At 74.2% G+C, this 12,688-nt stretch carries 9 protein-coding genes; 5 read left to right on the top strand and 4 right to left on the bottom strand.

The window, feature by feature from the left end:
* Positions 1 to 19: 19 nt before the first annotated feature.
* Both ACN27B_RS16440 and ACN27B_RS16435 read right to left on the bottom strand, forming a co-directional pair.
* Positions 20 to 1,033 (bottom strand): carbohydrate ABC transporter permease, encoded by a 1,014-nt coding sequence (locus ACN27B_RS16440; protein WP_099162201.1) that lies wholly within the window; start codon positions 1,031 to 1,033, stop codon positions 20 to 22.
* Positions 1,034 to 1,114: 81 nt separating this feature from the next.
* On the bottom strand, positions 1,115 to 2,398 hold the full coding sequence (locus ACN27B_RS16435; RefSeq protein WP_099162202.1) for an ABC transporter substrate-binding protein: 1,284 nt from the start codon (positions 2,396 to 2,398) through the stop codon (positions 1,115 to 1,117).
* A gap of 382 nt (positions 2,399 to 2,780) precedes the next feature.
* On the opposite strand from ACN27B_RS16435, the gene ACN27B_RS16430 reads away from it, so the two are divergent.
* On the top strand, positions 2,781 to 3,800 hold the full coding sequence (locus ACN27B_RS16430) for a LacI family DNA-binding transcriptional regulator (protein ID WP_099162203.1): 1,020 nt from the start codon (positions 2,781 to 2,783) through the stop codon (positions 3,798 to 3,800).
* Between the two features lie 28 nt (positions 3,801 to 3,828).
* Here the strand turns inward: ACN27B_RS16430 and ACN27B_RS16425 are convergent, their stop codons facing one another.
* Complete coding sequence (locus ACN27B_RS16425) at positions 3,829 to 6,207, bottom strand: putative bifunctional diguanylate cyclase/phosphodiesterase (RefSeq protein ID WP_422740938.1); 2,379 nt, start codon at positions 6,205 to 6,207, stop codon at positions 3,829 to 3,831.
* Between the two features lie 307 nt (positions 6,208 to 6,514).
* On the opposite strand from ACN27B_RS16425, the gene ACN27B_RS16420 reads away from it, so the two are divergent.
* The gene (locus tag ACN27B_RS16420; RefSeq protein ID WP_098743391.1) at positions 6,515 to 6,901 is read left to right on the top strand and encodes a PH domain-containing protein; all 387 of its coding nucleotides are present in this window, start codon (positions 6,515 to 6,517) and stop codon (positions 6,899 to 6,901) included.
* On the opposite strand, the gene ACN27B_RS16415 is transcribed toward ACN27B_RS16420, so the two are convergent.
* A complete protein-coding gene (locus ACN27B_RS16415; RefSeq protein ID WP_422740937.1) occupies positions 6,895 to 7,821 on the bottom strand; it encodes a 2-hydroxyacid dehydrogenase in 927 nt (308 codons plus the stop codon). The genes ACN27B_RS16420 and ACN27B_RS16415 overlap by 7 nt on opposite strands.
* A 142-nt stretch (positions 7,822 to 7,963) precedes the next feature.
* Between ACN27B_RS16415 and ACN27B_RS16410 the strand changes: the two genes are divergently transcribed.
* The 3 genes from ACN27B_RS16410 to ACN27B_RS16400 all read left to right on the top strand — a co-directional run bounded on the left by ACN27B_RS16410 (position 7,964) and on the right by ACN27B_RS16400 (position 12,685).
* A complete protein-coding gene (locus ACN27B_RS16410) occupies positions 7,964 to 9,769 on the top strand; it encodes a SpoIIE family protein phosphatase (RefSeq protein ID WP_099164736.1) in 1,806 nt (601 codons plus the stop codon).
* Positions 9,770 to 9,835: 66 nt separating this feature from the next.
* Positions 9,836 to 11,011, top strand: coding sequence for a PQQ-dependent sugar dehydrogenase (locus tag ACN27B_RS16405; RefSeq protein ID WP_091580636.1), 1,176 nt, complete (start codon positions 9,836 to 9,838; stop codon positions 11,009 to 11,011).
* 54 nt (positions 11,012 to 11,065) lie between these two features.
* Positions 11,066 to 12,685: a metallophosphoesterase family protein gene (locus tag ACN27B_RS16400; protein WP_422740936.1), complete on the top strand. Its 1,620-nt coding sequence runs from the start codon at positions 11,066 to 11,068 to the stop codon at positions 12,683 to 12,685.
* The last annotated feature ends 3 nt before the right edge of the window (positions 12,686 to 12,688 follow it).

The raw sequence follows: 12,688 nt of genomic DNA, 5'->3' as shown, positions 1-12,688 counted from the left end.
GGCGGGGAGGCGACGGCACTCATTTCCGCCCTCCGGAGAGTCGGTTCGTCAGCAGGTAGTTGACCCCGGCGACGACCAGGATGATCAGGAACAGGGCCCAGGACATGGCCGCGGCGTAGCCGAGGTTGAGGTCCTTCCAGCCGACCTTGTAGATGAGCTGGGCGATGGTCTGCCACTCACCGTTCGGCCCGCCGGTGGCGGCCTGGGCGTTGGGGTCGAAGAGCATCGGCTCGGTGAAGAGCTGGAGGCCGCCGATGGTGGAGAGGATCACGGTGAACAGGACCACCGGCTGGATCATCGGCACGGTGATCCGCCAGAGCTGCTTCCACTGGCCGGCGCCGTCGATCGCGGCGGCCTCGTAGACGTCGCGCGGGATGGACTGCATGGCGGCCAGGTAGAGCAGCGCGTTGTAGCCGATCCACTTCCAGTTGACCATGGTGGCGATGGCGATCCAGGCGTGCAGCTTGTCGGCCCGCCAGTCGATCGGGTCGTCGGCGCCGCCGATGCCCAGTAGACCGAGGACCCAGTTGGCCATGCCGAAGTCGCGGGAGAAGAAGACGCTGAACACCATGGTCGAGGCGACGATCGGTGTCACGTACGGCAGCAGCACGCCGACCCGCCACCAGGTCTGCGCCCGCAGCTGCCGGTTGAGCAGCGAGGCGACCAGCAGGGCGAGCAGCAGCTGCGGCACGGTGGAGAGCAGGAAGATGCCGAAGGTGTTGTAGAGGGCGTTCCAGAAGTCCTCGTCGGCGACGAGCCGGCTGAAGTTCTCGAAGCCCGCCCAGTAGGGCAGCGTCGGGTCGTCGAGCCGGTAGTTGCGCAGCGAGACCACCGCGTTGAACAGCAGCGGGAACAGCCCGAACACGAGGAAGAGCAGGAAGAACGGCGCGATCATCAGGTACGGCATGTAGCGCATGTCGAAGCGGTACAGCCGGTTGCGCCAGGTCAGCCGCCGGTCGTCGGCCCCGGTGCGGCCGCGCTCCGGCGCGGGTCGGCGGCTCGGCGGCGCGGGCGCGGCACGGGTGCTGGACATCGGATCACTCCAGAGCCGAGGAGGGTGGACGGGTACGGCGGTGCCGGAGCGGTCGGGTTCCGCTCCGGCACCTGTGGTGCGTCAGGACTTGGCGGCCTTGTCGGCCTCCTTGACCGCCTCGTTCCAGGCGGCGTCCGGCTTCAGCGACTTGTTCTCCACCCGGCGGATGACGTTCTCCACCGCGACCCGGGTCGGGCCGTTCTTCTTGCCCAGGTACTGCGGGGTGAGGCCCTGCGCCATCTTCGGGAAGATCTGGCCGACCGGGGCGTTGTTGAAGAACGGGTTCTTGAAGTCGGCGATCGCCGGGTCGGCGTAGAGCGCCGGCTGCGACGGCAGGTTGCCGACCTTCTTGAAGATCTCGATCTGCTGCTCCGGCGCGACCAGCCACTCCAGCAGCTTGTACGCCTCGTCGACGTGCTTGCCCTGCTTGGGGATGGTCAGGAACGAGCCGCCCCAGTTGCCGCCGCCGCCGGGCACCGCCGCGATGTCCCACTTGCCCTGGGTGCCGGGCGCGGTGTCCTTGATGTGGCCGAGCATCCACGCCGGGCAGGCGAGCACCGCGAACGCGCCGCTGGTGAAGCCCTTGTCCCAGTCGGCCTGGAAGCTGACCAGGTTGGCCGAGAGCCCGGAGTCGACGGCCTTGACCGTGTAGTCGAACGCGACCTTCGGGCCCTGCTCCATCTGGAGCTGCTCCTGGTCGTTGTAGAAGCCGACCTGCTGCTGGCCGAGGATCGGGTTGAACAGGTTGGTGCCGGCGTCGATGAACTTCTTCTTGGTCTTGCCGGTGTACTGCTGGCCGACCTCCAGGAACTTGTCCCAGGTGGGCCAGAGCGCGGAGACCTGGTCGCGTTCGGTGGGCAGGCCGGCGGCCTTGAACAGGTCGGTGCGGTAGCACATGGCCAGGCCGCCGACGTCGGTGCCGAGGCCGATCTGCGTCTTGCCGTCGGCGGACAGCGACTGCTTCCACTTCCAGGGCAGGTACTTGCTCTCGTAGGAGCCGGCGCCCTTGTCCAGCAGGTTGACGAACTTGTCGGACTGGCTGCGGAACTGGACCATGAAGCCCTCGTCGATCGCCGCGATGTCCGGCGCGCCGTTGCCGGCGACGAGCTTCTTCTGCAGGTCCTCGTGCTGGGCGTTGTACTCGCCCGAGTTGAGCTGGATCTTCACGTTCGGGTGCTCGGCCTCGTACTTGGTCTTGAGGTCCTGCAGGCCGAAGTCGCCCCAGAAATTGATCTTCAACGTGACCTGACCGTCGGCCGCGTCCGCGCCGCCGGTGGTGCTCCTGCCGCTGCAGGCGGCGACCATGACCAGGCTGACGGCACCGACGGCGGCCGTGCGCGCCCAGTGCGTCCAGGACCGTTTCATGTCATCCTCCGCGCCGAATGGGAACGCTCCCGAGATCGAGAGACGTTGACTGAACCGGATAAGTGAGGCCACCGTACGGTTCACCTCCGGCACTGTCAACGGCCGGTTAACAGCGAGGCCGTCCCGTAACCTTCGGGGCCGGATGGGAGCGCGACCATGCGCGGTGGAGCGCTTTCCGGAGCAGTTTCGTGAGCGCAGGGGTGGCGGACAGGGGTGGGGGTGGCCGTACGCTGAACCGCACAAGTGACGAACTGTGCGGTTCAGTCGCCGAGGTCCGCCGCGCCGACCGGCCGGCGGGCCCGGTGCAGTAGCGTCACTTCCCGCCGGCCACCCCGGCGGTCGACAGCGCCCGCGAGGGCCGGACACAGTGGAGGACGCTGCGGTGAAGCGGCCGACCATCGCCGACGTCGCCCGACGTGCCGGGGTCTCCAAGGGCGCGGTGTCGTACGCGCTCAACGGGCAGCCCGGCGTCTCCGAGGCGACCCGCCAGCGCATCCTGGCGATCGCGGCCGAGATCGGGTTCAGCCCGAGCAGCGCCGCCCGGGCGCTCTCCGGCGCCACCGCCAAGGCGGTCGGGCTGGCGCTGTGCCGGCCCGCCCGGATACTCGGCATCGAGCCGTTCTTCATGGAGCTGATCAGCGGCGTCGAGGCCGAACTGTCCGCCCGCTCGTACGCGCTGACCCTCCAGGTGGTGACCGACCAGGAGGCGGAGATCGCGGTCTACCGCCGCTGGTGGGCCGAGCGTCGGGTGGACGGCGTCTTCGTCTGCGACCTGCGCACCGACGACCGCCGGGTGCCGGCGCTGGAGGAGCTGCAACTGCCCGCGGTGGTGATCGGCGGCCCGGGGCACACCGGCAGCCTGGCCAGCGTCTGGTCGGACGACGCGGCGGCCCTGGTCGAGACCGTCGAGTATCTGGTCGCGCTCGGCCACCGGCGGATCGCCCGGGTCGGCGGCCTCCCCTCGCTGCTGCACACCGAGATCCGCACCGACGCGTTCACCGACGTGTGCCGGCGGCTCGGGCTGGACGAGGCGAGCACGGTCTGGTCCGACTACACCGGCGAGGAGGGGGCGCGGGCCACCCGGCGCCTGCTCAGCTCCGCCCACCGCCCGACGGCGGTGATCTACGACAACGACGTGATGGCGATCGCCGGGCTCTCCGTGGCCCAGGAGATGGGGCTCGCCGTCCCCGGCGACCTGTCCATCGTCGCGTGGGACGACTCCCCGCTCTGCCAGCTGGTGCACCCGCCGCTGACCGCGCTGGGCCGGGACATCCCGGCGTACGGGTCGCACGCCGCCCGGCAGCTCCTCGCGGTGATCGCCGGGGAGCCGGTGAGCGGACTCCAGGACGAGACCGCCCACCTCACCCCGCGCGGCAGCACCGCGCCGCCGCGCGCTCGCTGAACCGGTTCAGCTATCGTCCCGCGGACGCTCATCGGGACGCCGAGGGAAACTCCTCGAACCACGCCTCGACCCGCTCCGCGGTCGCCGGCCGGGCCAACGCGAAGCCCTGCCCGTAGCGGCAGCCGGCCCGGCGCGCGCCGGCCACCTGACCGTCCGACTCCAGCCCCTCCACCACCACCTCCACGCCGAGCCGGTCGCCGAGGTTGGCCACCACGTCGATCAACGGGCGCTGTCCCTCGGCGCCGGGCGCGACCAGATGCGGTCCGACCTTGAGCAGGTCGATCGGCAGCCGGCGCAGCTGGGCCAGCGAGGCGTGCTCGGCGCGGAAGTCGTCCAGCGCGGTGCGCACCCCGAGCGACCGGAGACCGGCCAGCCGGGCCACCACCGTGGACAGCTCCGCGCCCACCGCCGGCTCCGCCACCTCCACCACCAGCCGTTCCGGCGGCACGTCGTACGCGGCCAGCGCGGTCGCGACGCGGGCCACGAAGTCCGGCGCGGCCAGCTCGCGCGGGGTCACGTTCACCGCCATCCACAGCTCCCGGCCCCCCTCCGACCAGGCGGCCAGCTGCCGGCAGGCCCGGTCCACCACCCACCGTCCGACCTCGCCGAGCAGGTCGAGGTCGGCCGCCACCGGCAGCAGCTCCGCCGGCAGCACGGTGCCCAACGCCGGGTTGCGCCAGCGCAGCAGCGCCTCGGTGCCCACCGGCATCCGGTCGGCCAGCGCCACCACCGGCTGGTAGACCAGGTCCAGCTCGCCGCGGGCCACCGCGCCGGGCAGCTCCCGCTCCAGGTCGAGCCGGCGGACCAGCTGCTCCTCCAGGTAGGCGTCGTACCACTCGACCCGGTCCCGACCCATCTGCACCGCCCGCCGCCGGGCCAGGCCGGCCTGACGGAACACGTCCTCCGGCTCGCCGCCGGTGGTCTCGGCCAACCCCACGCTCACCGCCAGTCGGACCACACCCCCGGCCCGGGGATACGGCTCCACGAGCGCCGCCAGCAGCCGGGTGCCCAGCGCGTACGCGAGCACCGGACCGAGATCGGTGAGGACGGCGTACTCGGTGTCGCCGACGCGGGCGACCAGGTCGTGCGGGCCGCAGCCGGCCCGGAGCCGCCGAAGCACCTCGGCCAGCACCGCCGCGTCCGGCGCCGTCGCGTGCTCGCCGTGCAGGTCCACTACAAGCAGCGCGCCGCCACTGCGCCGGGGCAGCACCCGGACCAGGTCGGCCCGGGTCAACGGCGCGAAGTCGGCGGGGTCGGCCGCCCCGCCGACGAGCCGCCGCAGCGACGCCTCGCTGGCCGCGAGCCGCTCGACCCGACGGCGGTGGTCGGCGGCGGCGAGCAGCTCGCCCACCATGATCGGTGGGATGACCGCCAGCCCGAGCGCCATGGCGGCGGGCGTGAACTCTCCCGCCGTGCCGAGGTGCACGCCGGCGGCCAGGGCCGCCACGCCGGCCGGCGCGGTGAGCCGGGGCCACGCGGCCGGCGCCACGCCGGGGTGCGGTCGCTCCCCCGCCGACGTACGCCGGGCGCCGGCCGCGGTCAGCAGCGCGCCGGCGAGCAGCGGCGGCCCGACGGCCGACATCGCCCGGTCCGGGGCGTCGTACGCCAACAGCACCACCAGCAGCGACAGCCCGGCCAGCGTGAGACCGGCGCCGGCGTGGCAGCGCGCGGCGCCGGGCCGGCGACGCCGCTCGGCCAGCGCCGCCACCGCGAGCACGGCCAGCGCCACCGCCCCGCCGACGCTGGCGACCCGTGCGGCCACCGGCACCGGACCGACCGGCAGCACCATCCAGCCGGCGAAGACCAGGCTGACGGCGAGGGCGAGCATGTCGACGCCACGGCGCAACCGCTCCCGCCCCGGCAGCCGGGACCGGCCGGGCAGCCGCAGCAACGCGGCGGCGTGCAGCGGCGCGGTGAGGCCGAGACCGACCAGCGCCACCGGCAGCCGGTGCGCCGGATCGCTGAGCGGCAGCACCGCCACGGTGAGCCCGGCGACCAGGACGGCGGCGTCGAGGATCGCGGCCACCCGACGGGACAGCGCCACCCGGCGCGCCTGCCGTCCGGTCGGTTCGGACCGTCCTGGATCGACGGTCCCGGACCGGCCCGGCCCCGGCGCGGGGCGCCTCGTCCCCGGAGCCGGACGCGGGACCGCGTGGTCCCTCGCCGCCGGTGCGGGCGGGCGCGGAGCCGGGGCGGCGCCCGGGGACGGGGTCGGTGGGAGGCCGGCCAGCCAGGCGAGCCGCACGCAGGCGAGGGCGGAGCCCCCGGCGACGGCGAGCGCCACGGCGGCGGGACCGGGCACGAGCCCGGCGATGCCCGCCAGGAGGAGGAGCGCGCCGCCGAGCGACGCGGCGAGGTCGGGCAGGGGCGGGAGCCGGCGGGGACCGGCGGGAGGGGTGACGGGCACGGCGGTCGCCTTCGTGAGGGGGCACGGGGCGTTGCGGTTGCGGTGCGACGTGCGGGTAGGAGCGCGGGCGGGCGGGGCCGCATCGGCGGGGACCGCTGCGGCCATGCCTAAGAACGATCCCGGACGCGACCGGTGACGCGACAGTGACCTCCGTCACAGTGACGACCCCGGGAGTCGGCAACGATCTTGGTAGGAAGCGCCCTCGGAGGGGCGCCCCCGAACCAGGATCCCGTAACGGCGAGGGCTCGATCGGGCGGCCGTGACGCCCGATCGGGAGGGTGGGCCGACCGGATGGGATCATCGGGGGGTGAGTCGCGCCGACACCGTCCGTTTCCGCCACAACCAGGCCATCCTGGCCGCCGCGATCGTCGCCTTCATCGGCGCGCTGCCGCTGGCGAGTGCCCGCTGGTGGCTGCTCTGGGTGCTGCTCGTGCCGCTCGCGGTCGGCGTCTGGGCGTGGCGCTCCGGCACCGACGCGGACGCCCGGGAGCTGCGGCTGCGCGCGCTCCTCGGGCAGCGGCGGGTGCCCTGGGCCCGGGTGGCGGAGCTGGCCGGTGACCCCCGGGGGCGGGCGGTCGCCCGGCTCGACGACGGGCAGGTGCTGGTGCTGCCCGCGGTCCGCGCCACCGACCTGCCCCGGCTGATCACCGCGACCGGGCAGGAGATGCCCGACGACGACGCACCGGGTCAGTAGCCGTCGACCACCCGGTTCGCCAGGTCCTCCCCACCCGCGAAGCGCCGCAACTGCTCCCCCACCAGCCGGTAGGCCCGCGGCAGCAGGCCGCGCACCGAGCCGGCCACGTGCGGGGTGAGCAGCACGTTGGGCAGCTCCCACAGGGGATGGTCGGCGGGCAACGGCTCCGGGTCGGTGACGTCCAGCGCGGCCCGCAGGCGCCCCGACGACAGCTCGGTGACCAGCGCCGAGGTGCGGGCGACCGGTCCACGCGCGGCGTTCACCAGCAGCGCGCCGTCCGGCATCGCGGCGAGGAAGCGCTCGTCGACCAGGCCCCGGGTCCGGTCGGTCAGCGGGACCAGCAGCACCACCACGTCCGCCTCGGGCAGCAGGGTGGGCAGCTCGGCCACCCCGTGCACGCCGTCGGCCGGGCGGGGCGTGCGGGCGACCAGCGTGAAGCTCACCTCGAACGGGGCGAGCCGGGCGCGCACGGCCGCGCCGATCGAGCCGGCGCCGACGATCAGCACCCGCTTGCCGGCCAGCTCGTCGGTCGGGGCCACCTCGTCGTACGCCCACTCCCGCCGCGCCTGGGCGCGGGCCAGCGGAGCGAACCCGCGCAGGGCGGCCAGGATCGCGGTGACCACCCACTCGGCGGTGGCCGAGTCGTGCACGCCGCGGGCGTCGCAGAGCGTCACACCCGCCGGCACCCGGCCCACCCACGCGTCCGCGCCGGCGGAGAGGAGTTGCACCACCTCGACGTCGGGCAGCTCGGTCAGGAGCGCGCCGGCGTCCGGGCCGGACAGGAAGGGCGGCACCCAGAACCGCACGCCGGCCGGGGCGGACGGAAGCCGGGACGGGTCCTCCAGCACCTCCACGGTGACGCCGGGCGGGACCTCGCCGAGCAGGCGGCGGCCGTCGGGGTGCGGAATCCATGCCTTCACGACCGCCGACCATATCCGTCCGCGCCGGTCGGCGCGGCGGGGGCCGTGACGAACACCCCGCCGGGGGTCGGACACACGTGCGACAGGGTTTAATCGAGGGCGGGACGCCGGCCGGTGCCCGGGGTAAGGGGAGCGGGTGACGATGAGCGAGGACGGCCCCGGACGGACGGCCGCGCCGATTCCGGCGCTGACCGACCCCGAGCGGCTGCGCTCCCTCGACGAGACCCGCCTCGACTCCGTGCCGGACGAGGCGTTCGACCGCTTCGCCCGACTGGTCGGTGACCTGCTCGACGTACCCGTCGCGCTGGTCTCCCTGGTCGACGCGGAGCGCCAGTTCTTCCCCGGCGCGACCGGACTGCCCGAGCCCTGGGCGGCCCGCCGGGAGACCCCGCTCAGCCACTCGTTCTGCCAGCACGTCGTCGACATCGAGGTGCCGATGGTGCTGCCCGACGCCCGCCTCTACCCCCGGGTACGGCTGAACCTCGCCATCGAGGACCTGGGCGTGGTGGCGTACGCGGGCATGCCGCTGACCGACCTGGACGGGCGGGTGCTCGGCTCGCTCTGCGCGATCGACAGCAAGCCCCGGGCCTGGACCAAGGAGCAGTTGCGGACGCTCGGCGACCTGGCCGCCGCCTGCTCCTCGGAGCTGCGGCTGCGGATCGCCGTCCGCAGCGCCGACGAGGCCCGCCGCCGCGCCGAGGAGGCACACGACCGGCTCGCCATGCTGGCCGGGATGAGCGAGATGCTCGGCGGCACCCTCGACGTGTCCACCGCCGTCGACCGGCTCGCGCACGCCATGGTGCCGCTGCTCGGCGACTGGTGCCTGATCACCCTGGTCGACCCGGCCGGCCGCCCGCGCACCGTCTCCGGGGTGCACCGCGACCCGGAGCGCGACGCCGACCTCGCCCGCTTCACCGCGCTGCTGACCACCGGGCTCGGCCCGGAGTCGCTGATCCGGTCGGTGCTGCGCAGCGGCCGGCCGGTGATGCGCGGCGTCGCCGGCCTCGACGACGTGGCGCGCGGCACCACCCGTCCGGAGCTGGTGACGCTGGCCGAGCGGCTCGGCATCAGCTCCCACCTCACCGTGCCGATCACCGCGGCCGGCGACCGGGTGATCGGCGCGGTCACGCTCGTCAACCGCCCCGGCCGGCGCGGCTTCGACGCGAGCGACCTGCGCACCGCCCAGGACATCGGCGTACGGGCCGGCCAGGCCGTCGGCAACAGCCGGCTCTACGGCGAGCAGCGGCACGTCGCCGAGGTGCTCCAGCACAGCATGCTGCCCACGCTGCCGGCGGTGCCGGGAATCGAGCTGGCCGCCCGCTACCTGCCGGCCGCCGACCGGGTCGAGGTCGGCGGCGACTGGTACGACGCGTTCGTCCAGCCCGACGGCGAGCTGGTGGCCGCGATCGGCGACGTCGCCGGGCACGACATCGAGGCGGCGGCCTCCATGGGCCAGCTGCGCAACCTGGTCCGGGGCAACGCGTACGGGCGGGACGACCCGGTGGAGGAGCTGGTGGCCAACCTCGACCGGGCCATCGGCGGGCTGCGGGTGCCCACGGTCGCCACCGCGGTGCTGGCCCGGGTCCGCCCGCACGGCGACGGGCTGCGGGTCTGCTGGTGCAACGCCGGCCACCCGCCACCACTGCTGATCCGCGCCGACGGCACGGTGTCGGTGGCCGAGGGACGGGGTCCGCTGCTCGGCCTGGCCCGCCCGCCCCGGCGCACCGGGCGGGCTCTCACCCTCGCGCCGGGCGACACGCTGCTGCTGCACACCGACGGGCTGATCGAGCGCCGCGACCAGCCGATCGACGAGGGGCAGGCGGAACTGCTGGCCCACCTCGCCGCGGCCGGGTCCGGGGTGCCGCTCAGCCTCCTCTGCGACCGGCTGCTCGCCGCCGCGCACCGCCGCGAGGACGACGTCGCCCTGCTCGCGCTGCGGGCCGGCTGACCGGACACCGTCGCGTCCGCGCTCGACACGCCGGGTTCCCCGACCCGCCCGGCTAGGCTGGGCCGGGTGAGCCCGCGTCTGACGTACCCCCGCATCCGCCGCCTCCGGACGGCGCTGGCGGCCTCGTGCGCGGCGTTGCTGCTGGGCACCGCCGGCTGTGCCCTCGGCGAGCCCGAGCCGGACCCGGCCGGCGAGCCACCCAACCTGCCGACGCCCTCGGCCACGGCCAGTCCCGGTGGGGCCGGCCAGCAGGTGGTGGCCACGGTGCTGGCCAAGGGGCTGGAGGTGCCGTGGGCCATCGCGTTCCTGCCCGACGGTGCGGCCCTGGTCACCGAACGGGACAGCGGGCGGATCCTCCAGGTCGGGCCGGAGTCCGGGCCGGACGGGCTCACCGTGCGGCCGGTGCAGACCGTGCCGGGCGTGGCGTCCGGCGGTGAGGGCGGCCTGCTCGGCATCGCCGTCTCCCCGGGCTACGCGCGGGACCGCACCGTCTTCGTCTACTACACCGCGCAGGACGACAACCGGATCGCGAAGCTGCGCCTCGGCCAGCCGCCGACCCCGATCCTCACCGGCATCCCCAAGGCCGGCAACCACGACGGCGGCGGGTTGGGCTTCGGCCCGGACGGCTACCTCTACGCGAGCACCGGCGACGCCGGGCGCACCGAGAACGCGCAGGACCCGAAGAGCCTCGGCGGCAAGATCCTGCGGATCACCCCGGACGGCAAGCCGGCCCCCGGCAACCCGACCGCCGGATCCCCGGTCTGGTCGACGGGGCACCGCAACGTGCAGGGCTTCGCCTGGACGCCGAACAAGCGGATGTACGCGGTGGAGTTCGGCCAGAACACCTGGGACGAGATCAACCAGATCAACCAGGGCGGCAACTACGGCTGGCCGCAGGTCGAGGGGCGGGGCGACGACAAGCGCTACGTGAACCCGATCGTGCAGTGGCGCACCGCCGACGCGTCCTGCTCCGGGCTGGCCGCGGTCGAGCGGCTGCTGGTCACCGCCTGCCTGCGCGGCCAGCGGCTGTGGCTGGTCGAGCTGGCCGGCAACGGCACCGTGCTGGGCCAGCCGCGTGAGCTGCTCACCGGGAAGTACGGCCGGCTGCGGGCCGCCGCCGTGGCGCCGGACGGCTCGATCTGGGTGAGCACCTCCAACCGGGACGGCCGGGGCAGGCCCGCCGCGGAGGACGACCGGATCCTGCGCCTGGTCTTCGCCGACGGCGGGGCCGGGCGGAGCTGACCGGCTTCGGCCGGGTTTACCAAGATCGCTCAAGGGGCAGGTCAGAATCTCAGCATGGACGACCACGAGAACGAACAGCACCGCGCCGGGGACACGACGCCCCCGCAGACCGCGCCTGCCCGCCGCCGGACGGCGTGGCGGCCCGGCCACCGGCTGCGCCGGGTGGGCGTGGTGCTCGCGCTGCTCGCGGTCACTCTCGGCGGCATCGTGGTGGGCACGTACGCGGGCGGCCACGTCGGCACCGACATCGGCCCGTTCCGCGCCGAACTGAAGCTCAGCCCGTCGGTGACCGGCGGCACCACCGTCGACATCCCGCCGCTGGGCGCGCTGCTGCTGGACAGTCACGACGGGCCGGCCTACCTGACCGTCGAGGTGGGCGCGCTGGACCAGGGCCGCACCGAGGCGCTGATCGACGACCCGGCCAGCATCAGCCGGGCCAGCCAGTCGGCGGTGGAGGACGTCCGCGCGGGCGTGATGCGGCTCGGGTTGAAGACGCTCGCCTCGACGGTGCTGGCCACCCTGCTCCTGGCCGCGCTCGTGTTCCGGGACGTCCGGCGTACCGCCTGGGCCGGCGGCCTGGCGCTGGTGGTCACCGCCGGCAGCCTCGGCCTCGGCGCCGCCACCCTGCGGCCGCAGGCGATCGAGGAGCCCCGGTACGAGGGCCTGCTGGTCAACGCACCCGCGATCGTCGGTGACGCGCGGCGGATCGCCAACGACTACACCAAGTACGCGGAGCAGTTGCAGCGGCTGGTCGGCAACGTCAGCAAGCTCTACACCACGGTCTCCGCGCTGCCGGTGGTGCAGCCGTCCCCGGGCACCACCCGGGTGCTGCACGTGTCGGACATGCACCTGAACCCGACCGGCTGGCAGTTGATCCGCACCGTGGTCGAGCAGTTCGGCATCGACGTCGTGATCGACACCGGCGACATCACCGACTGGGGCAGCGAGCCGGAGGCCTCCTTCGTCGGCTCGATCGGCCTGCTCAAGAAGCCGTACGTGTTCATCCGCGGCAACCACGACTCGCCCCGCACGGCCGCGGCCGTGGCCCAGCAGCCGAACGCGATCGTGCTGAACAACTCCGTCACGACGGTCGGCGGGCTGACCATCGCCGGGATCGGCGACCCCCGGTTCACCCCGGACAAGGAGACCTCACCGGCCGGCAGTGGCCTCACCTCGGCCGTCGCCGACCAGGTGATCGGCGCCGGCGAGCAGCTCGCGACCACGGTCGAGAAGTCGCCACGGAAGGTGGACGTCGCGCTGGTGCACGACCCGGCGTCGGCCGGGCCGCTCTCCGGCCTCGCGCCGTTGGTGTTGTCCGGGCACACCCACTCCCGGCAGGTGTCGAAGCTGCCGCAGGCGCCGGGCAAGCAGCCGACCACGTTGATGGTGGAGGGCTCGACCGGCGGGGCCGGGCTGCGCGGGTTGGAGGGCGAGAAGCCCACCCCGCTGACCATGACGGTGCTCTACTTCGACCAGCAGAAGCTGCTCCAGGCCTACGACGAGATCACCGTCGGCGGCACCGGGCAGTCCCAGGTCAACCTGGAGCGACACGTCATCCGGGACCCGGCCAAGGGCGACCAGGTGCCGGTCACCCCGACCCCCACCCGCGGCCCGTCGGAGTCACCGTCGCCCTCGTCGAGCGCCACCTCCCCGAGCCCGACCACCACCGGCTGACCG

Origin of the sequence: Micromonospora sp. WMMD754 (assembly GCF_049315235.1) — a bacterium.
GTDB classification, from domain to species: domain Bacteria; phylum Actinomycetota; class Actinomycetes; order Mycobacteriales; family Micromonosporaceae; genus Micromonospora; species Micromonospora sediminicola.
The sequence above is the reverse complement of the archived record's forward strand: the minus strand, read 5'-3'. Positions and strand labels throughout refer to the sequence as shown.

What these genes read in the sequence shown, in the direction of transcription:
- ACN27B_RS16440 (WP_099162201.1), bottom strand. Translation starts at nt 1,033, where the DNA reads ATGTCCAGCACCCGTGCCGCGCCCGCGCCGCCGAGCCGCCGACCCGCG.
- ACN27B_RS16435 (WP_099162202.1), bottom strand. Translation starts at nt 2,398, where the DNA reads ATGAAACGGTCCTGGACGCACTGGGCGCGCACGGCCGCCGTCGGTGCC.
- ACN27B_RS16410 (WP_099164736.1), top strand. Translation starts at nt 7,964, where the DNA reads ATGAGCGAGGACGGCCCCGGACGGACGGCCGCGCCGATTCCGGCGCTG.
- ACN27B_RS16400 (WP_422740936.1), top strand. Translation starts at nt 11,066, where the DNA reads ATGGACGACCACGAGAACGAACAGCACCGCGCCGGGGACACGACGCCC.